This is a genomic window from Thermus hydrothermalis, from assembly GCF_022760925.1.
GTDB classification, from domain to species: domain Bacteria; phylum Deinococcota; class Deinococci; order Deinococcales; family Thermaceae; genus Thermus; species Thermus hydrothermalis.
In genome coordinates this window covers 115,835-135,781 of record NZ_JAKTNT010000006.1, presented here as the reverse complement: position 1 = coordinate 135,781, position 19,947 = coordinate 115,835, and the positions used below count along the sequence as shown (strand labels likewise).

General features: G+C 66.9%; 21 protein-coding genes. 5 read left to right on the top strand and 16 right to left on the bottom strand.

Annotation, left to right across the window (positions count from 1 at the left end; genetic code table 11):
- Nucleotides 1–173: 173 nt before the first annotated feature.
- Nucleotides 174–1,658 carry an IMP dehydrogenase gene (gene guaB / locus L0C60_RS05685; RefSeq protein ID WP_234502918.1) on the top strand — a complete coding sequence of 495 codons (1,485 nt, stop codon included), beginning with the start codon at nucleotides 174–176 and terminating at the stop codon, nucleotides 1,656–1,658.
- Here guaB and L0C60_RS05680 read toward each other — a convergent pair.
- Nucleotides 1,655–1,885, bottom strand: a complete 231-nt coding sequence (locus tag L0C60_RS05680; RefSeq protein WP_234502920.1) for a hypothetical protein — start codon at nucleotides 1,883–1,885, stop codon at nucleotides 1,655–1,657. The two genes, guaB and L0C60_RS05680, sit on opposite strands and share 4 nt — an antisense overlap.
- A gap of 39 nt (nucleotides 1,886–1,924) precedes the next feature.
- On the opposite strand from L0C60_RS05680, the gene L0C60_RS05675 reads away from it, so the two are divergent.
- The 3 genes from L0C60_RS05675 (at nucleotide 1,925) to L0C60_RS05665 (ending at nucleotide 7,622) form a co-directional block, all read left to right on the top strand.
- A complete protein-coding gene (locus tag L0C60_RS05675; protein ID WP_234502924.1) occupies nucleotides 1,925–2,386 on the top strand; it encodes a hypothetical protein in 462 nt (153 codons plus the stop codon).
- 111 nt (nucleotides 2,387–2,497) lie between these two features.
- Entirely contained in the window at nucleotides 2,498–6,976 is a 4,479-nt protein-coding gene (locus tag L0C60_RS05670) for a glutamate synthase-related protein (RefSeq protein ID WP_234502928.1), read from the top strand.
- Between the two features lie 100 nt (nucleotides 6,977–7,076).
- Entirely contained in the window at nucleotides 7,077–7,622 is a 546-nt protein-coding gene (locus L0C60_RS05665; RefSeq protein WP_234502931.1) for a protoglobin domain-containing protein, read from the top strand.
- Here the strand turns inward: L0C60_RS05665 and dnaB are convergent.
- Nucleotides 7,619–8,974 carry a replicative DNA helicase gene (gene dnaB, locus L0C60_RS05660; protein ID WP_234502934.1) on the bottom strand — a complete coding sequence of 452 codons (1,356 nt, stop codon included), beginning with the start codon at nucleotides 8,972–8,974 and terminating at the stop codon, nucleotides 7,619–7,621. The genes L0C60_RS05665 and dnaB overlap by 4 nt on opposite strands.
- 107 nt (nucleotides 8,975–9,081) lie before the next feature.
- Between dnaB and L0C60_RS05655 the strand changes: the two genes are divergently transcribed.
- The gene (locus tag L0C60_RS05655; protein ID WP_234502937.1) at nucleotides 9,082–10,695 is read left to right on the top strand and encodes a transglycosylase SLT domain-containing protein; all 1,614 of its coding nucleotides are present in this window, start codon (nucleotides 9,082–9,084) and stop codon (nucleotides 10,693–10,695) included.
- On the opposite strand, the gene L0C60_RS05650 is transcribed toward L0C60_RS05655, so the two are convergent.
- The 14 genes from L0C60_RS05650 to L0C60_RS05585 form a co-directional block, all read right to left on the bottom strand.
- Nucleotides 10,685–11,848 carry a cation:proton antiporter gene (locus L0C60_RS05650; protein ID WP_234502940.1) on the bottom strand — a complete coding sequence of 388 codons (1,164 nt, stop codon included), beginning with the start codon at nucleotides 11,846–11,848 and terminating at the stop codon, nucleotides 10,685–10,687. The genes L0C60_RS05655 and L0C60_RS05650 overlap by 11 nt on opposite strands.
- Nucleotides 11,848–12,300 (bottom strand): CBS domain-containing protein, encoded by a 453-nt coding sequence (locus tag L0C60_RS05645; RefSeq protein WP_234502942.1) that lies wholly within the window; start codon nucleotides 12,298–12,300, stop codon nucleotides 11,848–11,850. The genes L0C60_RS05650 and L0C60_RS05645 overlap by 1 nt, the downstream gene beginning before the upstream one ends.
- 10 nt (nucleotides 12,301–12,310) lie before the next feature.
- Nucleotides 12,311–12,943 (bottom strand): rhomboid family intramembrane serine protease, encoded by a 633-nt coding sequence (locus L0C60_RS05640; protein ID WP_234502945.1) that lies wholly within the window; start codon nucleotides 12,941–12,943, stop codon nucleotides 12,311–12,313.
- Between the two features lie 2 nt (nucleotides 12,944–12,945).
- A complete protein-coding gene (locus L0C60_RS05635; RefSeq protein WP_234502947.1) occupies nucleotides 12,946–13,782 on the bottom strand; it encodes an SDH family Clp fold serine proteinase in 837 nt (278 codons plus the stop codon).
- A 59-nt stretch (nucleotides 13,783–13,841) separates the two neighbouring features.
- Nucleotides 13,842–14,969 (bottom strand): cation:proton antiporter, encoded by a 1,128-nt coding sequence (locus L0C60_RS05630; RefSeq protein WP_234502949.1) that lies wholly within the window; start codon nucleotides 14,967–14,969, stop codon nucleotides 13,842–13,844.
- Nucleotides 14,969–15,442, bottom strand: coding sequence for a cation:proton antiporter regulatory subunit (locus tag L0C60_RS05625; RefSeq protein ID WP_234502953.1), 474 nt, complete (start codon nucleotides 15,440–15,442; stop codon nucleotides 14,969–14,971). Before L0C60_RS05625 ends, L0C60_RS05630 begins: the two co-directional genes overlap by 1 nt.
- The gene (locus L0C60_RS05620) at nucleotides 15,439–15,855 is read right to left on the bottom strand and encodes a phosphate-starvation-inducible PsiE family protein (protein WP_234502956.1); all 417 of its coding nucleotides are present in this window, start codon (nucleotides 15,853–15,855) and stop codon (nucleotides 15,439–15,441) included. The genes L0C60_RS05625 and L0C60_RS05620 overlap by 4 nt, the downstream gene beginning before the upstream one ends.
- Before the next feature lie 2 nt (nucleotides 15,856–15,857).
- Nucleotides 15,858–16,304 carry a DUF1931 family protein gene (locus L0C60_RS05615; protein ID WP_326491112.1) on the bottom strand — a complete coding sequence of 149 codons (447 nt, stop codon included), beginning with the start codon at nucleotides 16,302–16,304 and terminating at the stop codon, nucleotides 15,858–15,860.
- A gap of 94 nt (nucleotides 16,305–16,398) precedes the next feature.
- Nucleotides 16,399–16,809, bottom strand: coding sequence for an Hsp20/alpha crystallin family protein (locus L0C60_RS05610; RefSeq protein WP_234502960.1), 411 nt, complete (start codon nucleotides 16,807–16,809; stop codon nucleotides 16,399–16,401).
- A gap of 12 nt (nucleotides 16,810–16,821) precedes the next feature.
- Nucleotides 16,822–17,244 carry a thioredoxin gene (trxA, locus tag L0C60_RS05605; protein ID WP_234502962.1) on the bottom strand — a complete coding sequence of 141 codons (423 nt, stop codon included), beginning with the start codon at nucleotides 17,242–17,244 and terminating at the stop codon, nucleotides 16,822–16,824.
- Complete coding sequence (locus tag L0C60_RS05600) at nucleotides 17,244–17,930, bottom strand: metallophosphoesterase (protein ID WP_234502964.1); 687 nt, start codon at nucleotides 17,928–17,930, stop codon at nucleotides 17,244–17,246. The genes trxA and L0C60_RS05600 overlap by 1 nt, the downstream gene beginning before the upstream one ends.
- Nucleotides 17,931–17,941: 11 nt before the next feature.
- Entirely contained in the window at nucleotides 17,942–18,358 is a 417-nt protein-coding gene (locus L0C60_RS05595; protein ID WP_234502966.1) for an Hsp20/alpha crystallin family protein, read from the bottom strand.
- A 14-nt stretch (nucleotides 18,359–18,372) separates the two neighbouring features.
- Nucleotides 18,373–19,557 (bottom strand): VLRF1 family aeRF1-type release factor, encoded by a 1,185-nt coding sequence (locus L0C60_RS05590; protein ID WP_234502968.1) that lies wholly within the window; start codon nucleotides 19,555–19,557, stop codon nucleotides 18,373–18,375.
- Nucleotides 19,554–19,943: a ferritin family protein gene (locus L0C60_RS05585; RefSeq protein WP_234502970.1), complete on the bottom strand. Its 390-nt coding sequence runs from the start codon at nucleotides 19,941–19,943 to the stop codon at nucleotides 19,554–19,556. Before L0C60_RS05585 ends, L0C60_RS05590 begins: the two co-directional genes overlap by 4 nt.
- Nucleotides 19,944–19,947: the final 4 nt, after the last annotated feature.

Here is a 19,947-nt window from a genome sequence, read left to right as displayed (position 1 = left end):
TAACAAGGTAGCTGTACCGGAAGGTGCGGCTGGATCACCTCCTTTCTAAGGAGCAAAGATGCCTGTTCCCGCGCTCCTCCCCACCTGCGCACCCCCCTTTTAGGGGGGTTATTTTTTTGCGCCTTTTCCCCTACCTCTGGACCAATGCCCTTAAAGGGTATACCCTGGGAAGGATGTACGAGGGGAAGATCGTGTACGAGGGGTTAACCTTTGACGACGTCCTCCTCTTGCCGGACTACTCCGAGGTCCTGCCCAAGGAGGTTTCCGTCAAGACCCGGCTCACCAAAAGGCTCACGCTCAACATCCCCATCCTCTCCGCCGCCATGGACACGGTGACGGAGGCGGAGATGGCCATCGCCATGGCCCGGGAGGGGGGGCTTGGGGTCATCCACAAGAACCTCTCCATAGAGGCCCAGGCGGCCATGGTGCGCAAGGTGAAGCGCTCCGAGGCGGGCATGATCCAGGACCCCGTGACCCTGCCCCCCACGGCCACCCTCGAGGACGCCGAACGCCTCATGCGGGAGTACCGCATCGGGGGGCTTCCCGTGGTGGACCTTTACGGGAAGCTCTTGGGCCTCGTGACCAACCGCGACCTCCGCTTTGAGCGGGACCTCAAGCGCCCCGTCACCGAGGTCATGACCCCCTTGGAGCGCCTCATCACCGCCCCGCCCGGTACCACCTTGGAGGAGGCGGAGGAGATCTTGCGCCGCCATAAGGTGGAGAAGCTTCCCCTGGTGGACGAGGCGGGGAGGCTTAAGGGGCTTCTCACCCTCAAGGACATCGTGAAGCGCAAGCAGTACCCGAACGCCGCCAAGGACGCCCTGGGCCGGCTTCTGGTGGGGGCGGCGGTGGGGGCGAGCAGGGACCTTCCGGAAAGGGCTCAGGCCCTGGTGGAGGCGGGGGTGGACGTGCTGGTCCTGGACTCGGCCCACGGGCACTCCAAGGGGATCCTGGAAGCCCTCCTATACCTGAAAGAGACCTTCGGGGACAAGGTGGAGGTCATCGCCGGGAACGTGGCCACCCGGGAAGGGGCCCGGGCGTTGGCGGAGCGGGGGGCGGATGCGGTGAAGGTGGGCATCGGCCCCGGTTCCATCTGCACCACCCGGGTGGTGACGGGGGTGGGGGTGCCGCAGATCTCCGCCATCCTCGAGGCGGTGGCCGGGGTGGAGGGTTTGGACGTCCCCATCATCGCCGATGGCGGCATCAAGTACACGGGGGACGTGGCCAAGGCCATCGCCGCCGGGGCCCACACGGTGATGCTCGGGAGCATGCTGGCGGGCACCGACGAGGCCCCGGGGGAGGAGGTGCTCAAGGACGGCCGGCGCTACAAGCTCTACCGGGGGATGGGCTCCCTGGGGGCCATGCGCCAAGGGTCCGCCGACCGCTACTTCCAAGACCCCGGCAAGGGCGGGGAGACGGAGGCCAAGAAGCTCGTCCCCGAGGGGATTGAGGGCATGGTGCCCTACAAGGGACCGGTGGCGGACGTGCTTTACCAGATCGTGGGGGGGTTGAGGAGCGCCATGGGCTACGTGGGCGCCCCGGACATAGAAACCTTCCGCAAAAAGGCCCGCTTCGTGCGCATGACCATGGCCGGCCTCATTGAGAGCCACCCCCACGACGTGGTGGTCATCAAGGAGGCCCCCAACTACTCCCGCTAGTCGCCGAAGAGCCTCTTCAAGGCCTCGGCGCCCCCCTTTTTGCGGGCCAGGCGGTAGGTGCCCTCTTTTTCCTCCAAAAGGCCCTTGGCCACCAGGGCTTTGAGGGTGTCCTCCAACTCCTTCTTGGAAAAGGGCTCGCCTTCCTCGTCCAGGTAGCGCTGGATGTCCTTGAAGCTGGCGAAGCGCAACGCCTCCACCGCCCGCATGACCCAGGCCTCGCGGTCCATGGCACCATCCTACCCCGGCCCGCGTGGCATCCTGGGCGCATGGACCCTTACCGGGAGTACCAGGACTACGTGGTGGCCTCGAGGCTCCTCATCGCCCGGGGTCTTTCCCGGGAGGTGCTCGGCCTCGCCCAGTACGCCAGGCTCCGCTTGAAGCGCCTAGAGCTTGCCGCCTCGGGGAGGCTTTTGGCCCTGGAGCACCTGGACCAGAGGCTCCGCTTTGGCTTCTGGAGCAACCCCTTGCGCCTCAAGGAGGCCCTGCGCTGGCTTGGCGATGCCCCCTACCTGGAGGGCCCCTTGGCCTTTGAGGCCCTCCTTTACCCCGAGGAGCGGGGGAGGCTTCGGTACCCGGGCCAGGCGGGGGCCTACTACCTGGGCTGGCTCCGTCTGCCCGCCCTCCTCATGGACCCCGTGGCCTTTGAGGAAGCCCTAAAGGAGCAGGAGGAGCGGCAAAGGGAGCTTCCCCTCTTCCTCAACGCCTTCCACCGGGTGCCCGGGGTCTAGTGCCGCGTTTCCCAAGATCCTTGACCCTCTCGCCTAGGGCGTGTATAATCCGGGGAACGACGTGCATATCTTTGCCTACACCGTTTCCCCAGTCCAATGAAGGAGCCGAAGATGACCTGGAAGGAAGCTTACCCGGATATCCCCCTAGGCCAGGACGCCTGTGGCATCATCGCCATGGTGGAGAAGAGCGGCAAGCCTTCCCACCGCATCGTGCGGCGGACCCTAGAGAGCCTCTACCGCATGGCCCACCGGGCGGGGGCCATCCGAGGAGAAGGGGACGGCACGGGCATCCAGACCGATATCCCCCGGGAGCTTTGGGCCCGCTTCCTGGAGGAGGCGGGGCTAGAGCCCGAGCTTGCCTTCAACCCCCGCTTCTTCGTGGGCCACTTCTTCCTCCCCAAGGGGGAAGAGGCCCGGGTGGAGGAGTTTTTCGCCCTCCTAAAGCGGGAAGGGCAACGGCTTGGCGTGCGCCCCGTGCACTTCCGCCGAGGGGAGGTGGTGAGCGGGGTCCTGGGCCCCGTGGGGCGGCGCACCGAGCCCATCTTCCTCCAGGTGGCGGGGCTCAGCCCGGACGGGGATGGCCCTTTGTGGGAGCTCGGGCTTCGCCTCGAGGCCCTCTTCCCCGTGCACGTGGTCTCCCTTTCCACCCATAGCGTGGTCTACAAGGTGCGGGGGGCGGCGGAGCTTCTGAAGCGCTACTACCCCGAGCTTTCCCGTCCCGAGTTCAAGAGCACCATCGCCCTAGGGCACAACCGCTACTCCACCAACACCCTCTCCACCTTTGAACAGGTGCAGCCCTTTGGCCTCTTGGGCCACAACGGCGAGATCAACACCATTGAGCGCCTGAGGCGGGAGATGGACTACCTGGGCATCCCCCGCACCGGGGGCTCGGACTCCCAGGACCTGAACCGCATGCTGGAGGGGCTCATCTACCGCTACGGCCTCTCCCTGCCCGAGGCCATGGACCTGGTCTTCCCCCCGGTTCTAGGGGAGGTAAAGGCCCTGCCGGAGGAGCTCCAGGACCTCTACCTGGCCCTGAGGCAACGCTTCGGCCCCTTGGCCCAAGGGCCCGCCGCCATCGTGAGCCGCCACCGGGACGAGGCCGTCTTCGCCACGGACGCCATGGGCCTGAGGCCCCTTTGGCAGTTTGAAACCCCTTACGAGATCGTCTTCTCCTCGGAGCGGGGCGTTTTCAACGCCGAGGAGTTCGTGAGCGAGCCCAAGCCCTTGGCCCCGGGCGAGAAGGTCTACCTCCGCCTCACCCCGGAAGGCCCCAAGGTCCTGCCCTTTGACCGCCACCAGCGCCAGGTCCTGGAGAGGACCCTGGCCCGCACCCCGGTGCAGGGCTACCGGGTTCACCTCAAGGGGCCCATCCGCCAGGCACCCCCCCCGGTGGCGGGGGGAAGCGGGGTGGAGGTGGAGGAGAAGCCCGCCCCGCCCCCCTTGGGCCTGGAGAGGGCCTTCGGCTGGGACCGCTGGGACGGGGCCTACCTGGAGGCCCTGGCCAAAACGGGCAACGAGCCCATCGGCTCCTTGGGCTACGATGGCCCCTTGGCCGCCCTCAACCCGGAGAAACCCAACCTCTCCGAGTTCTTCAAGGAGACCGTGGCGGTGGTGACCAACCCCGCCATTGACCGGGAGCGGGAGATTGAGCACTTCTCCACCCGCACCCTCCTGGGCCGCCGCCCCTTGCCCGATGGGCGGGGCGGGGGAGAGGTGGTGGAGCTCCTCCTTCCTATCGTCCTGGAGTCCGACCCCGGCCTGGCGGAGGCCTTTGGCACCCTGACCCTGGCGGAGGTGCGCGCCCGCTTTAAGACCCGGACCCTGGTGCCCCAGTTCACCGTGGAGGAGGGGCTCCTCGCCGGGCTCAAGCGCTTGGAGGAGGAGGCGGTGAAGGCGGTGGAGGAGGGGGCCGAGGTCCTCATCCTCTCCGACCGGGAGGCCTTCCAGGGGGGGGTGTGGATTGACATCGGCCTGGCGGTGGCGGCGGTGAACCGGGCCCTCCTCAAGCGGGACGCCGAGGGCATCGCCTTAAGGCGGCGCACCTCCCTCCTCGTCCACTCCGGGGGCGTGCGCAACCTGCACGACGTGGCCTTCCTCCTGGGCCTGGGGGCGGAGGCGGTGGCGCCTTGGCTTCTTGAGGAAAAGGCGAGGGCCCTGGAGGGGCGCAAGGGGGTGGCGAACGCCCTCGAGGCCCTCCGCAAGGGCCTGGAGAAGGTCATTTCCACCATGGGCATCCACGAGCTCCGGGGCTACGGGAGGATCTTCAGCTCCATCGGGCTTAAGCCTGAGCTGGCGGAGTACTTCGGCACCCGCAACTTCCTGGGCTCGGAGGCCGCAGGCTACGGCTTTTTGGAGCTGGAGCGCACCCTTTTGGAGCGGGAAGGCTTCCTGCGGGCGGAAAAGGTCCTGCCCGCCAAGGACTTCCGCTTCAACCCGAGGATTTACAAAGCGGCCCAGGAGGTGGCCTCGGGCCAGGCCCCCTACAGCCATTTCCAGGAAAAGGTTCGCTCCTTGGAGCGGGAAAGCCCCGTGGCCGCCCGGCAACTCTTGGAGGTGCGCTTCCCCGAAAGGAGCGAGGTCTCCCCGGAGGAGGTGGACCTCTCCGTGGGGGGGCATTCCCTGCCCTTCCTCATCAGCGCCATGAGCTTTGGCTCCCAGGGGGAGGCCTCCTTCCGCGCGTACGTGGAGGCGGCCAAACGCCTCAACATGCTTTGCATCAACGGGGAAGGTGGAGAGATCCCGGACATGCTGGGCAAGTACACCCACTGGCGGGGGCAACAGGTGGCCTCGGGCCGCTTTGGCGTCCACGCCTACATGCTGAACTCCGCCAGCGTCATTGAGATCAAGATCGGCCAGGGGGCCAAGCCCGGGGAAGGGGGCCACCTGCCCGGCAAGAAGGTCTCCCCCAAGGTGGCGGCCGCCCGCAACGCCGTGCCCGGGGTGGACCTCATCAGCCCCTCCAACAACCACGACCTCTACTCCATTGAGGACCTGGCCCAGCTCATTGAGGAGCTCAAGACGGTGAACCCCAAGGCCCTCGTTTCCGTGAAGGTGCCCGTTATTCCGGGCATCGGCACCATCGCCGTGGGCATCGCCAAGGCGGGGGCGGACGTCATCACCCTCTCCGGCTTTGAAGGGGGCACGGGGGCGGCAAGGCTCCACGCCCTCAAGTACGCTGGCCTTCCCGTGGAGCTCGGGGTGCGCCGGGCCCACCGGGCCTTGGTGCGGGCGGGCCTAAGGGACAAGGTGGAGATCTGGGCCGACGGCGGGCTTAAGACCGCCTACGATGTGCTCCGGATGGTCCTCCTGGGGGCGGACCGGGTGGGCATGGCCACCATGGCCATGGTGGCCATCGGCTGCACCATCTGCCGCGGCTGCCAGCTGGACACCTGCCACGTGGGCATCACCACGCAGATAGAGACGGTGGAGGAGGCCCTGGCCCACGGCCTCAAGCGCTTCGTGCCCCAGGACCTGGAGCGGGCGGTGGAGCAACTCACCCGCTTCTTCGGGGCCATGGGGGAGGCCCTTAGGGAGATGGTGGCCGCCTTGGGGGCCCGTTCCCTGAGGGAGCTTCGGGGGCGCTCGGACCTCCTCTACCAGCGGGACCACCTGGAGGAGCTGGACCTGAGCTACTTCTTCGCCCCTGTGGAGGAGCCCGAGTGGCTCAAGGACACCTCGGCCCACGTGCTCAGGAAGCCTCTCAACCAGCTCACCCGCACCATCACCGAGGTGGTCATGGGGGCCTATGCGGAAGGGGGCAGGCGGCTTTTGTTCCAGGAGGGTCCCGTGGACTCCACGGACCGGGCCTTGGGCGCCCATTTGGCCGGGGAGATCGCCCGCAGGCGGCTTTACGGCAAGGGCTTTGAGGCGGAGGTGGAGCTCCGCTTTGACGCCGGGAGCATCGCCGGAAACGGCCTGGCCGCCTTCAACGTGGATGGGATGAAGGTGGTGGTGGAGGGCGGGGCCCAAGACGGGGTGGCCAAGAGCGCCTTTGGCGGCACCGTGGCCGTCCTGAAGGGGCGCAACCCCTACGGGGCCTACGTGGACGGTTCCGTGGGCAAGAGCTTCGCCTACGGGGCCATTGGCGGCCTCCTTATCGTGGAGGGGGTGGCCGATAGCCGCTTCTGTATCCGCCTTTCCGGGGCGGACGTGATCCTGGGTGGGGAGCCCGAGCGCCCCTTGAGGGACGATCTCGGCAACCTGGCCGCTCGGGCGCAGGCCAAGGGCTTCGCCTTTGAGTACATGACCCGGGGTCGGGCCTTGGTCCTGGGGGACCCGGGGCCTTGGATCTGCTCGGGGATGACGGGGGGAAGGGTCTATCTGCGCCACTGGCCGGAGATGGGCCTTACCGAGGAGGCCATGAAGCGCCGCTTGGCCAAGGGGGCCAAGGTGGCGGTGAAGCCCTTGGACGCTAGGGGCGTGGAGGACGTGCGGGAACTCCTTTCCGCCTACATCGCCGTGCTTCGGGAAGCCAAGCGGGAGGAGAAGGCCAAGCGGTTGGAGAAGCTCTTGGAAGACCCGGCGGCCCACTTCCGCATGGTGGAGCCGGTGAGCCAGCAGGTGGAGCAAGGGGTGAGCACGGAGTAGCGCGCTTCTGGGCTTCCGTCCCGGAAAAGCAAGGGCCCCCGGGAACCCCGGGGGCCTCGCCTTATGGACAGGGGGGCCCCCAAGGAGGTACATTTGTCCCGTGCATCCTGGGGCGCTCTTGGACCTCCTGAAACGCCGCACCGGCTTTACCGAGGCCCATGCCCGGCTCCTCGCTGACCTGGGCCAGGTGATGACCCCCATCGCCCCCGAGGTGGCCCTGGCCTTTTACGATTACCTAGGGCGGGACCCCGAGCTTTCGGAGATCCTCCATGCGGTGCCGGGGAGGGTGGAAAGGCTTTACGGCACCTTCGCCCGTTGGTATGGCGACCTCTTCTCGGGGGTGTACGACGGGGCCTATGCGGAAAGGCGTCGGCGCATCGGCCTGGTGCACGCCCGGCTGGGGATTGGGCCCCGGGCCATGATCCCCGCCATGGGCATCGTGCAGGAGCTTTCCCTGGAGCACCTGCGCACCGCCCTTAGGGGCCCTGAGATTTTTAGCGCCGTGGAGGCCTTTGAGAAGATTATCGCCATAGAGATCGGGCTCATTGAGGAAAGCTACCTCGAGGCCCTCTCCCTGGGGCTTTCCCTGGGCTACCGGGACCTCAAGGAGGCTCTTTCCCAAGGGGCGGCGGCCCTGCTCTCCTAGGGCTCCTTGGCCAGGTCGTTGAAGCGCACGTGCTGGGCGTGGAACTGGAGCTCCACCGTGCCCGTGGGGCCGTTTCTTTGCTTGCCCACGATGATCTCTGCCACCCCCGCTTTCTCCGAGTGGGGGTTATAGTACTCGTCCCGGTAGATGAACATCACCAGGTCGGCGTCCTGCTCAATGGAGCCCGACTCCCGGAGGTCCGAGAGCATGGGGCGCTTGTTGGGCCTGGCCTCTACTGCCCGGGAAAGCTGGCTTAGGGCGATGACGGGCACGTTGAGCTCCCGGGCCAGGGCCTTGAGCCCCCGGGAGATGGCGGCGATTTCCTGCTGGCGGTTTTCCCCCTGCTTGCCGCCCCCGGGCCCGGCCATGAGTTGCAGATAGTCAATGATGAGAAGGCCCACCCCGTACTGGCTCTTAAGCCGCCGGGCGCGGGCGCGGAGTTCCATCAGGGTCAGGTCGGGGGTGTCGTCAATGTAGATGGGGGCTTCGGAAAGGCGGCCCGCCACGTCCACCAGGCGGGAGAAGTCCCGGTCGGAAAGCTGCCCAAGGCGCACCCGGTTCATGTCAATGCGGGCCTCGGAGCACATCATGCGCAGGGTGAGTTGGGCGGCGGGCATCTCCAGGGAGTAGATGCCCACCCCCACCCCCTCCTTCAGGGCGGCGTGTTGGGCGATGGTGAGGGCGAAGGCGGTTTTGCCCATGGCGGGGCGGGCGGCGATGATGTTTAGGGAGCCCGGGGAGAGGGTGCCGATGAGCTGGTCCAGCTCCTTGAAGCCCGTGCGCACCCCCGCCACCTCGCCCTTGTTCTGGAAGAGGGCCTCAATGTGCTCAAAGGTTTCGTGGACCAGTTCCCGCATAGCCCGGGCCTCGGTGTCCGTCTGGGTGAGGGCCACCTCGAGGATCTTCTTCCCGGCGGTGTCCAGGATCTCGTCCAGGCTCCCCGCCTCCTCATAGGCCAGGCGCATGGCCTCCCCCGCCGCCTGGATGAGCTTGCGCAGGGTCCACTTCTCCGCCACGATGCGGGCGTAGTGCTCGGCGTAGGCGGCGGTGGGGGTGGCCTCGGAAAGCTGCACCAGGTAGCTCAGCCCCCCCACCCCCTCCAGCTCGTTCCTGCGGGAGAGTTCCTCGGCCAGGGTGACCAGGTCCACGGGCTTCCCCTGGCCCCTTAGGGCCTGCATGGCGGCGTAGATCTTGCGGTGGGCCTCGGTGTAGAAGGCCTCGGGGGAGGGGAGGAGGCCTTCCAGTTCGTCCAGGACGTCCGAATCCAGGAGGATGGCCCCAAGGACGCTCTGCTCCGCCTCGAGGCTATGGGGTGGAATACGTCCTTCGGGATAACCCGGCAACTGGGCCATAAGCCTTCCTAGGCTACGCCTAACCCCCCGCCGGATGCCAGGGGGCTTTCCTTGGGGGAAGGATTGCCTCTTTTCCGCCTCTCAGGGGGGTGGGGTAGGGTAGGGACGTGCGCTGGCTTGCCCTCTTCTTCCTCCTCGCCGCCTGCCAAGCCCAGGGGCTTCCCCCGGACTACGCCCGCTTGGAGAGGGGAAGCCTGGCCGAGCTCCGGCAGGTGGCCCTAGCGGGGGAAGGGTATGCCCGGATGCTCGCCGGCTGGCAGCTGGTGGAACGGGAAGAGGTGCCCTTGGCGGAAAGGGCGGAGTACGCCTGGCGCTACGCCCTCTTCTTGGAGGGGGTGAGGGCCTTTGAGCCGGGCTGGGAGGCCAAGGCCGCCTGGCGGGTGGCGGCGCCCCTTTTGGAGGCGGCAAGGGATCCCAGGGCCTTTTCCGCTTGGGAAAGGCTTCTGCCCGAGGAGGAGGCGGTGGCGGCCCTCTTGCGCCTTGGGGAGGGAGAGAGGCTTTGGGAGGCCCTCTTCCGGGGCCGGGCCTACGAGGCGCTCCTCCAGGTCCTTCCCCCGGGGGCGAGGCCGGACCTGCGGGCCCAGGCCCTTTACCGCCTAGGGCGCTACCGGGAGGCGTTGCCCCATTACCGGGCCTGGGCGGAGGCGGAGCCTCGAGGGCTATTGGGGCTCGGCTACGCCCTTTGGCGCCTGGGGCGGCGGGAAGAGGCTTTAGAGGCCTTTTCCCGCTATCCCCACCCGGAGGCCCGGTACGCCCAGGGAAGGGTTCTGGAGGAAATGGGCCGGGTGGAGGAGGCCTTGGCCCTCTATGAGGAGAGCACCCCTGAGGGCCTTTGGCGGGCCACGGCCCTCCTGGAGCGGCTTGGGCGCAAGGGGGAGGCCCTTGTCCGCTACCTAAAGCTTGCCCGCACGGAAAGCCCCTACGCCGACGACGCCGCCCTGCGGGCCTATTTCCTCGCGGGAACCCTGGGGGACGTGGGGGTGCAGGAGGCGGCCTTGGCCCTTCTCCAAGGGGGCTTGGGGCTCCTCTTGGGCAAGCGCCCAAGCCCGCCCCCTCCTCCACCCCCTGCGCCCCCCGTGCCGGAGGCCTCCCGGGTGGAGGCCCTCCTCATGGGGGGCCGGGAGGCCTGGGCCCGGGGGGAGGCCCGCTACCTCCTTTGGCAACGGCCCGAGGCCTGGCCCGAGCTCGTTCCCCTCTTCTACCGCCTCGGGATGTACCGGGAGGGGATCCGCGCCGCCTGGCCCACCGCCTTGGCCTACCCCCGGGCCTACCGGGACTGGGTGGAGGCCTACGCCCAGAGGGAGGGATTGGACCCCAACCTACTTTTCGCCCTCCTCCACGTGGAAAGCCGCTTTGACCCCCGGGCGGTGAGCCCCACGGGGGCCCTGGGCCTGGCCCAGTTTCTACGGAGCACCTGGGCGGACGTGGCCCGGATGCTCGGGGAGCCCCCCGCCGACCCCTTTGACCCGGAAAGCGCCATCCGCTACGCCGCCCGTTACCTGCGCTGGCTTGGGGAACGGTGCGAGGCTTTGGGCCTAAAGGACAGGGAAGGGCTCGTCTGCGTCCTCACCGCCTACAACGGGGGCATCGGCTACACCGCCCGGGGCATCGCCCGGGAGGGCAACCTTTGGGCCTTCCTCCGCTTCCAGGAGCGGGACGAGCCCCGGGAGTACCTGGGCCAGGTCCTTTCCGCCTACGCCGCCTACCAGGCTATTCCTTAGCCTGGCGGAGCCCCCGCTCCGTCCAGGCGATGAGGGGCTTCAGGGCGAAGGGGGCGAAGAGGGTGGTGAAGACCACCATGAAGAGCACGATGGCGTACTCCTCCTCGTTCACCGCTCCCGCTGCCAGGCCCAAGGCGGCCACGATGAGGCCCACCTCCCCCCGGGGGGCCATGCCCACCCCCACGGTGAGGGCGCTCCGGACCCCCTGGGTGAGGGCCCCCAGGAACCCCCCGAGAACCTTGCCCAGGATGGCGATGACCGTGACCACGCTTCCCGCCACCAAAACGGCGGGGGAGAAGAGGGCGGAAAGCTCCAGCCGCACCCCCACCATGGCGAAGAAGAGGGGGGCGAGGAAGCTTTCCACGGCGAAGATGGGCTCCTCCAGGCGGTACTTCTCCCGAACCTCGGAAAGGAGCATCCCCCCCAGGAAGGCCCCCACAATGGGGGCCAGGCCGATGCTGGCGGCCAGGGCGGCCATGCCCACCCCGAGGGCCAGGGCGAAGCCCAAGGGGCTTCCCACCGGCAGGCGCTCCAGGGGGAGCCGGACGAAGAGGGTGGAGAGGAGGATGGCAGCCCCCACGAAAAGGACGGAGAGGAGGATGAGTTCTAGGATGGCCCCCGTTTCCACCTGCCCGGTCTTGGCCACCCCGTTCACCACCGCCAGAACGATGAGGCCTAGAACGTCGTCAATCACCGCTGCCCCCAGGATGATGCGGGCGTAGGGGCGGGAAAGCACCCCAAGCTCCTGGAGCACGCGGGCGGTGATGCCCACGCTGGTGGCCACCAGGGCGGTGCCCAGGAAGAGGGAGGGGAGGGTGGCGAAGCCGATTTGAAGGCCAAAGAGGTAGCCCCCCACAAAGGGAAAGGCCACGCCCAAGACGGCCACCAAAAAGGCCTCCTTGCCCACGGCCAGGATGTCCCTTAGCCGGGTTTCCAGTCCCACCATGAAGAGGAGGAAGATGGCCCCGAGTTCGGCCAAAAACTCCAGGATCTCCCCCTCGTGCACCAGGCCCAAGAGGGAAGGTCCCACCAGTACCCCCGCCAGGACCTCCCCGATGACCACGGGCTGGTTGAGCCGCCGGAAGAGGAAGGCCATGACCTGGGCGGCGAGGAGGAGGTAGAAGACCTCGAGCAGGTGCCCTGCCCCGTGCATCAGCCCCTCCTTAGGAAAAGCTTGAGGAAATCGCTCCGGGTGAGGATGCCCACCACCTTGTTCTCCCGGTCCACCACGGGGAGGTGGCGCACCTCGGTGGTGAGGAGGACCCCTAGGGCTTTACCGGCGGGGTCCTCCGGGTGGACGCGGGGGATATCCGTGCGCATGACCGCCTTTACCGGGGTTTTTTGGTAACGGCGGTAGATGTCTTCCAGGAAGCTTTCATCTACCCACTCCCCAAAGAGTTGCAAAGCCTCCACGTCGGAGAAGGGGATGTTCTCGGGCCGGGGTAGGAGCTCCTCCACCTGGAGAAGCCCCAGGAGGTATCCTTCCCGGTCCACCACGGGAAGGCTCCCGTAGCGCTTTTCCAGGATGCGCCGGGCGGCTTCCTCGAGGGTGGCCTCGGGCCCGATGGTATCCGGGCTTGGGGTCATGAGCTCGGCTACCTTCATGGGCCAGAGTTTACCAGCGCCGCCACCTCCGGGCCAAGCGCGGGGCCAGGAGGACCCCGTAGAGGAAGCCTCCCAGGTGGGCCCACCAGGCCACCCCGGGGAGGCCCAAAAGCCCCTGGATGAGCTGGAGGAAGGCCCAGTACCCCAGGTAAAACCCGGCGGGGAAGGTGACGAACAAGGGGAAGATGAAGAGGACCAGGGAAACCACGTACGCCCTGGGGAAGAGGGCGTAGTAGGCGCCGAGCACCGCGGAAACGGCCCCGCTCGCCCCTATCATGGGTACGGGGGAGAAGGGGGTGAGAAGCCCCTGGGCCAGGGCAGCGGCCACCCCGCCCAGAAGGTAGAAGAGGAGGAAGCGCCCGTGGCCCATGCGGTCTTCCACGTTGTCCCCGAAGACCCAGAGGAACCACATGTTGGAAAGAATGTGGAAAAAGCTCCCATGGAGGAACATGCTGGTGAGAAGGTGGTACCCTTCCCCCAGGGGGTCGGCGAAGAAGCGGGCGGGGATGAAGCCTAGGGCGTAGGCGCTTTCCTCTAGACCCACGGAGAGCTGCCAAAGGAAGACCAGGGCGTTGGCCAAAACTAGCCCCTTAACCACCAGGGCGGGCCTGCGGGCCTGGTTCAGGTCGTAAAGGGGAAACAAGCTTAGGACCTCCCGGCTTTGGGCTCCTGGCGGTAGGGGAGGGGCACGTACTGGACGCTGGGCTTGCCGCCTTGGGCCTGAGGGTAGAGGTCCATGAGCTCGTAGACCTCCAGGGGCATGTCCGTGGAAACGTTGAGCCCCAAGCCCCTGGCCTGGGCCACGTCAATGGGGTAGTCGTGGGTCCAGGTCCCTTGGGATAGGAGGTGGGCCACTTCCTCCGCCTTCTCCTCGGGCATGTGCTTGAGGAGGAGGTTCTTCACCGTGGCCTTCACCTGCTTGAGGGCCTTTTCCGCTATGTCCGCCAGGATGAGGGTCTGGTCGTCAATCTCCGAGAGGGGCTTCTTTTCCAGGACCTTGAGGACGCTCGCCGCCGGGTACTGGCCGAGCTGGGGGTCCACGGGGCCTAGTACGGCGTTTTCGTCCATGACGATCTCGTCGGCGGCCAGGGCGATGAGGGTACCCCCCGACATGGCGTAGTGGGGGACGAAGACGGTTACCTTGGCCGGGTGGCGCAGAAGGGCCTCGGCGATCTGCTCCGCCGCCAGGACCAGGCCCCCTGGGGTGTGGAGGATGAGGTCAATGGGCATGTTCTTGTCCGTGAGGCGGATGGCCCGGAGGACCTGCTCGGAGTCGTCAATGTTGATGAAGCGGCTGATGGGGATGCCCAAGAAGCTCACCGCCTCCTGGCGGTGGATGAGGGTGATGACCCGGCTACCCCGCTTCCTCTCCAGCTCGGCGATCTTGCGGGCCCTGGCCCCCAAGAGCATCTGCTGTTGGAAGTAGGGGGAGAGGGCCGAGAGGATAAAGAAGAGCCAGAAAAGCTGGAAGAAAATGTCCATAGGTGACCTCCAAGGAGGAGTTTACCAGTCTAAGCCTTTCCCAAGGCCCCTATCCGGGCCTAGGAGCTTACCCGCCTGGGCCTGGGGGCCCTTGGGTAGAGGCGTTCGCCCAGCTCCGGGGCGTAGCGGATGAGGAGGGCCCCCAAGGGGATGGAGAGAAGCACCAAAAGCACCGCCACCTGGGCCACCAAGGGGTAGCCTTGGGCCAGGGCCAGGCTTCCCAGGACCAGGTTGAACTCGCCCCGGGGCACCAGGTAAAGGGCGCTATAGAGCCGCCGCTTGCGGCCAAGCCCGGCCTGGGCCCCGCCCAGGTGGTTGAGGGGGAGCTTGAGGAAAAGCCCCAGGACCACAAGCCCCACCGCCAAGGGGCTAAGCCCCTTAAGGAGCTTCAGGGCCTCGGCCCCCACCACCAGGAAGAAAAGGGCCACCCCCAGGTCCCTCACGGGGCCAAAGAGGTGCTCTAGCCTTTCCCTAAGGCCAAGGCCAGCGGCGATGACCCCGGAGAGGAAGGCCCCCACGCCTTCGGAAGCGCCCACGGCGTGGAAGAGAAGGGCGGTGCCGGCGGTGAAGGCGGCGCCCAGGAGGAGGACCAGCTCATCGGAAAGCCCCTCCATAAACCGGACAAGCCTCGGGCCCAAGTACCGGGCGAAGAGGAGGTAAAGGGTGGCGAGGGCGATCCCGCCCAGGAAGCCCGCTGCCCCGTGTCCGCCCAAGAGGGCGAGGAGGAAGGCCACCACCAGGTCCTCCAGCACCAAGACCCCCAGGACCACCTCGCTTTCCGGGTTGGCGGCCCGGCGCAGGTCAATGATGAGCTTGACGATGACGGCGCTGGAGCTTATGTAAATGACCCCCGCCAAAAGGGCGGCCCCCCGCAGGTCAAGCCCGGCGAGAAGCCCCAGGAGAAACCCCAGGGGCAGGGCCAAGGCGTCGTAAAGCCCGGCCCGGGTGGCCTTGCCGGAAAGCTCCCTAAGGCGGTCTGGTCCAAACTCCAAGCCCACGGAGAAGAGGAGGAGCAATAGCCCCAAGGAGGGCAGGGGCTCTAGCTCCTCCACGGGAAGCCCTTCCCCCACCGCAAGCCCTGTGAGGAGGTAGACGGGAAGGGGAGGAAAGCCAAAGCGGTGCACCAGGGCTGCCCCCAGGGCGAGAAGCCCTGCGGCTAGGGCGAAGGCCTCCACCGAGGGGTGCATCAGAGGCTCCTCTTCAAGGCTTCCACCGCCTCGCGGCTTCCCGCTACCACCAGGGTGTCCCCCACCTCCAACATCACTTCGGGGTCCGGGTTGGGGATCAAGGGAGCCCCGGGCCGGTCCACGGCCAGGAGGTGGGCTCCGGGCGGCAAGGGAAGCTCTCCCACCTTGCGACCGGCAAGCTTCGAGCCGGGGAGGACCTTGATCCACTCAATGACCTTGGCCCCCAGCTTGCTCTGGGTATCCCCCACCGCCTCGGGGTGGAAGAGGACCCCGGCCAGGATGGCCCCGAGTTCCCGGGCCTCCTCGTCGGTGAGGTCCAGGGTGGCGGTGGGCTCGTCCTCCTCCCCGGCCTCAAAGTACTGGAGTTCCCGCTTGCCCGAGTGGTGGACCACGATGACGAGCCGGTCCCCACTGCCCACGGTGACGGTGAACTTGCGCCCTACGCCAGGAAGCACCACTTCTTCCACCTTCATCGCGCCCTCCTTGGGGAAAACTGGACGGCCAGGGTGCGCCCCGCCACCAGGGCGAGGATTCCCAGGGCCCAGAGGAAGAGGTCTAGCCCCCCTATCTTCTCCGCAAAGAGCAGGAGGAGGAGCTCCCTTAGGGCTAGGGCCACGCCGATCTCCAGGAGGACCTCGAGGCGCACCCGCTCAAACTCAAAATATTCCACAAAAACCCGGACTAGCTCCAGAACGATAATCAGGCTTAGGACGTTGGTAACGAGCTCTTTCAGGCCCAGGCGCACCGTGGGCTCGCTGAGGGTGAGCCCAAGCTCCAAGAAGGTGCGCCCTACCCCCACGAAGAGGCCCACCAGGAGGGCCACCACCACCAGGTTGAAGACCAGGCGGGTGGCCCTCCGGTAAAGGGCGAGGAGGGCTTCCTGCATGGCTAGAGGAGGAGGTTGAAGACCCGCTCCGCCCGTTCGTGGTGGGAGGTTTCCGGGTTCTTGAGGGCGGGGTCCAGCTCCTTGAGCACCCGGGCGTAGGCCACCACCAAGGCCCCGGCGAGCTCGGGGAGGAGGTTTTGCACGTCCTCCGACACCGCTAGGTCCAGAGGCGGCAAAGCGGCTAGGGCGTCCAGGACGGGCTTGAGCTCCAGCTGGGTGTCCATTTGGCGGAACGCCCTAAGGGTTTCCTGGAGGCCCTTGGTCACGGGCAGGTCGGGTTCAAAGATGATGTCCCGCCCGTTGTACTTGGCGTTCCTTTCGGCCACCACCAAGAGGTCGTAGAGCTTGTTCCTGAGGAAATCGGAAAGCCGCTTGAGGTCGTTTTTGTCCACGTCCAGGCCTGCGGCCAGGCGGAAAAGCTTCTCAAACTCGGCTACTTTCATCAGCATAGCCATCCCTCCGTGTGTCATGGTAAAGAATTGCGCATGTGCTTGTCAAGTTAGTTGATAAAAGAAGGCCCCGCCGTGGGAGGCGGGGCACCCTCTAGGCCTCCTTCACGGGGATCTTCACCGGGGGCTCGGCGGGGCGCTTTTCCCGCGGGATCCTCACCTCCAACACCCCCTTGCGGAGGCGGGCCTCAATGCCCTCCTTCTTGGCGTCCTTGGGCAGGAGGTAAGCGCGGTAGATCCTGCCGTAGACGATTTCCGCCAGGTGCTTGGTGCGCTTTTCCTCCCGCTTCTCCCCCTCCACCACGAGCTGGTCCCCCTCCAGGCGCACCTCGAGGTTCTCGGGGCCGAGCCCGGGCACCTCCACCCGGAGGAGGTAGTGGTCCTCGTGCTCCTCCAGCTCGGAGAGGGGTTCCAAAACCTCGGTTTCCTGGAAGGCCTTCTCCAGGGCCTCTTCAAAGGCCTTGCGCACCCGGTTCTTGCCAAAGGGCCAAAGCTTTTCCAGCATCTTCCACCTCCTTCAGGCCAGGTAGGGCTTAAGGCGCTCCACCAGGACCCGCTTGGGGCTTGCCCCCACCCAGGTGGCCACCGGGTGGCCTCGTTGGAAGAGCACCAGGGTGGGGATGCTCCTCACCCCGTACCGGGCGGCAAGCCCCGGGTTAAAGTCGGTGTTCACCTTCACCACCTTGAGCTTGCCGGCGTGCTCCTGGGCCAGGGCTTCCAAAAGGGGGGCCACCATCCGGCAGGGTCCGCACCAGGGCGCCCAGAAGTCCACCAGCACCAGGGGCGCCCCCGCCACCTCCTCCGGGAAGCTCCGCTCGTCCGCCTCCACGATCCAGGGCAGGGGAGACTTGCAGGCCCCGCAAACAGGTACCTGGCCGGGCGGGGGCGTCCCAAGCCGGTTCTTGGCGCCGCAGTTGGGGCAGACCACCACCTTGTCCATCAGCGCACGTTGCCCGTTTCCAGCTTGCGGGCGCGGAGGTCTAGGAGGCTATACTCTCCTTCGGAAAGGTCCCCGGGGACCACCACCCAGCTTGCGCCCAGCATTTCGTGCTTCTGGCCCCTACCGGCCACGATGGCGAGGAGGGGGTTGTGGGTCTTGATGAGGTGGGCCACCTCGTGGGAGCCCCCCTCGCCCAGGCCCTTGTGGTAGGGGGCGGTGTGGAAGAGGAAGATCCGGGGGTAGTCCTTAAGCTCCCAAAGGGCCTTCAGGTGGTACTCCGCCACCCAGGCAGGGTAGCGCAGGGCCTCGTGCTCCTCGGGCTCCCCGTCCTCGGTGATGGTACCGCCTAGCCCCGCCACCAGGTAGGGGCCTTTCCAGAAGGTGAAGGTTTCGTGGACGCTCCGCATCTCGGGCCGGACCAGCTCAATGTTGGCCGCCTCCCGCAGGTACTCCCAGATGGGGGCGTCCTCGGGGCCGGGGATGTAGACGGTGGGGAGGTGCGCCTCGGACAGGATGCGGAAGAAGGCAGCGTAGTCGCGGCTTTTGGCCGTCTTGGGCATGAGGTTGCCGATGACGGCGATGGCGTCCGCCCCCGTGTCCGGGGCCACCTTGACGAACTTCTCCAGGGCCTCGAGGTCTCCCATGGGGTTAGAGGTGGCCAGGATGTACCTTACCGTGCGCCGCATACCTCACCTCCTTACTCCACCTGGACCTGGATCTTTTTGGGCTTCGTGGCCTCCGCCTTGGGCACGAGAAGGTGCAAGACGCCGTGGCGGAACCGGGCCTGTACCCGGGAGAGGTCGTAGGTGCTGGGCACGTTGAAGCTCCGGGCGAAGGTGCCGTAGGGGCCCTCGAGCCGGTGGTACGCCACCCCCTCTTGCTTCTCCAGGGGCCGCTCCGCCTTCACGGAGAGGACGCCCTCTTCCGCCACCACCTCCACCTTGGCAGGATCCACCCCCGGGAGGTAGACGAGGAGGTGGAGCCCTTCGGCGTCCTCCATCACATCCACCGGCGGGGCGTAGACCCGGGGGCCCTGCTGGGCCTGGGGAACGAAGGCCCGCGCCAGCCTTTCCTGAAGCTCCTCCAGCTCCCTAAAAGGATCAAACCGCAACATCTCCCATCACCTCCTTACCACCTCAAGAGCGCGGCCATCCCCCCGCGCTCAAGAAGCCTTTTTTCCGCCTCGCCGCGCACGAACTCCAGCTTGGTGGCGTAGCCTGCGGCGAGCTCGGGCAGCACCACGGCCAAGGGCTTGGCCTCGGGGCGCTCGCAGAAGGCCAGGACCTTGGCTTCCTCGGCGAAGTAGAGGCCATCGCAGGCGTAAACCCCCTGGTCCAGGGTCCAGGGCAGGACCCAGACCTCCACCCGCCCTTCCTGCACCCTCTCCAGCACCTCAGGGCCGAAGACCGCCTTGGGGTAGGCCTCTTCCAGGCTCTTGAGAAGCTCCACCTCCTTGGCCCGCTCAATGGCGGAAAGCTCCGGCTCCAGGCGCTTTAGCACCTGGCCGGGGGTGGCCCCGGGGTGGGGGAGGGAGGGGAGGAGGGCCACCACCTTCTCCTTCAGGCGCTTGGGCAGGTAGCCCAAGAAAAGCTTGGTGTGCTCCTCGGGGCCCATGAGGACAAGGCGGGTGAAGCCCCGGCCCTCCACGAGCTTTTCCAGGTCATGGGCCAAGGCCTTGTAAAACCGCTCTTCCCAGGCCTCGAGGCGCTTGGCGAAGAGGTCTTGCCCCGCCCCGCCCCGGGCGATGCCCCCCAGGTTGAAGCGGCGGCCAGGGGCGTCCAGGCTGAGGCGGCGCCAGGCCTCGGTGTCCAGGGCCAAGAAGGCGTCCTGGACCTCCTCAATCTCCCCCAGGAAGACCTCAAAGACCCGCCAGCGCTCCTGGTCCACGTAGACCACCCCGTAGCGCTCGTACTCGTCCAGGGCGTAGACCAGGGGGAGGAGGAAGGGAGGGCCGTAGTGGGCCAGGACGCCGCCGCTAAGGAGGCGGCTTTCCTTTTCGTCCAGGAAGTGGGTCTTCAGAGCGCTCACCAAGGGGAGTTCCACCTGCAGGAGAAGGACCTCAAAGAGGTCTTCCCCGGCGAAGAAGACGGCGGTCTTGGCCTCGAGGACCTGGTTCTTAAGGACCTCCAGCACCTTCTCCGCCAGGTCCTCGGGGACCTTAAGGGCCTTCATGGCGTCCTTGGCCCTCAGGGCGTAGGCCCTGGAAGCGTTTTCCGGCTTGGCCGGGTTCACGTCCAGGTACAGGGAGAGCACGGGACCTTCCGCCTTGCCGATGGCCTCGCGTAGCCGTTTGACTTCTTCCTTAGAGATCATAGGTTACCTCCGATAAGCGCCACCGCTTTCCGTACCGCTTCCTGGTTCAACCGCTCCTCCTGGCCGAGGCGGGTGAAAAGGCTTTCCAGCTCGGGGTCGGGGAAGGTGCTCTCCAGGTAATAGGCCCGGTCAAACCCCTCCTCGGAGAGGAGGCGGAGCATGGCCTCCCAACCCTCCTCCCCGGCCTTGGGGGCGGGGGGCAGGGAGGCCCCCCGCTTCCGCAGGGCCTCGGCCAGGGCCTCCGCGTGGGCCCGCTCCCGGGAAGCCACCTCCTGGAGGAGGGCCCGGACGTGGGGGTAGGGCACCCCTTCCGCCGCCCGCTCGGCCCTTAGGGCGTCCAGGAGCTCGTCCTGGTAAGCCTGCCGCAACACCTCCAGCACGTCCATCTTC

Bases quoted from the DNA above. Each gene is read 5' to 3' on its own strand.
- L0C60_RS05635 (WP_234502947.1), bottom strand. From the start codon at position 13,782: ATGGACATTTTCTTCCAGCTTTTCTGGCTCTTCTTTATCCTCTCGGCC.
- dnaB (WP_234502934.1), bottom strand. From the start codon at position 8,974: ATGGCCCAGTTGCCGGGTTATCCCGAAGGACGTATTCCACCCCATAGC.
- trxA (WP_234502962.1), bottom strand. From the start codon at position 17,244: ATGGACAAGGTGGTGGTCTGCCCCAACTGCGGCGCCAAGAACCGGCTT.
- L0C60_RS05680 (WP_234502920.1), bottom strand. From the start codon at position 1,885: ATGGACCGCGAGGCCTGGGTCATGCGGGCGGTGGAGGCGTTGCGCTTC.
- L0C60_RS05675 (WP_234502924.1), top strand. From the start codon at position 1,925: ATGGACCCTTACCGGGAGTACCAGGACTACGTGGTGGCCTCGAGGCTC.
- L0C60_RS05585 (WP_234502970.1), bottom strand. From the start codon at position 19,943: ATGGACGTGCTGGAGGTGTTGCGGCAGGCTTACCAGGACGAGCTCCTG.
- L0C60_RS05600 (WP_234502964.1), bottom strand. From the start codon at position 17,930: ATGCGGCGCACGGTAAGGTACATCCTGGCCACCTCTAACCCCATGGGA.
- L0C60_RS05650 (WP_234502940.1), bottom strand. From the start codon at position 11,848: ATGCACGGGGCAGGGCACCTGCTCGAGGTCTTCTACCTCCTCCTCGCC.
- L0C60_RS05630 (WP_234502949.1), bottom strand. From the start codon at position 14,969: ATGCACCCCTCGGTGGAGGCCTTCGCCCTAGCCGCAGGGCTTCTCGCC.
- guaB (WP_234502918.1), top strand. From the start codon at position 174: ATGTACGAGGGGAAGATCGTGTACGAGGGGTTAACCTTTGACGACGTC.
- L0C60_RS05590 (WP_234502968.1), bottom strand. From the start codon at position 19,557: ATGATCTCTAAGGAAGAAGTCAAACGGCTACGCGAGGCCATCGGCAAG.
- L0C60_RS05610 (WP_234502960.1), bottom strand. From the start codon at position 16,809: ATGCTGGAAAAGCTTTGGCCCTTTGGCAAGAACCGGGTGCGCAAGGCC.
- L0C60_RS05645 (WP_234502942.1), bottom strand. From the start codon at position 12,300: ATGAAGGTAGCCGAGCTCATGACCCCAAGCCCGGATACCATCGGGCCC.
- L0C60_RS05620 (WP_234502956.1), bottom strand. From the start codon at position 15,855: ATGCAGGAAGCCCTCCTCGCCCTTTACCGGAGGGCCACCCGCCTGGTC.
- L0C60_RS05595 (WP_234502966.1), bottom strand. From the start codon at position 18,358: ATGTTGCGGTTTGATCCTTTTAGGGAGCTGGAGGAGCTTCAGGAAAGG.
- L0C60_RS05615 (WP_326491112.1), bottom strand. From the start codon at position 16,304: ATGCTGATGAAAGTAGCCGAGTTTGAGAAGCTTTTCCGCCTGGCCGCA.
- L0C60_RS05625 (WP_234502953.1), bottom strand. From the start codon at position 15,442: ATGAAGGTGGAAGAAGTGGTGCTTCCTGGCGTAGGGCGCAAGTTCACC.
- L0C60_RS05670 (WP_234502928.1), top strand. From the start codon at position 2,498: ATGACCTGGAAGGAAGCTTACCCGGATATCCCCCTAGGCCAGGACGCC.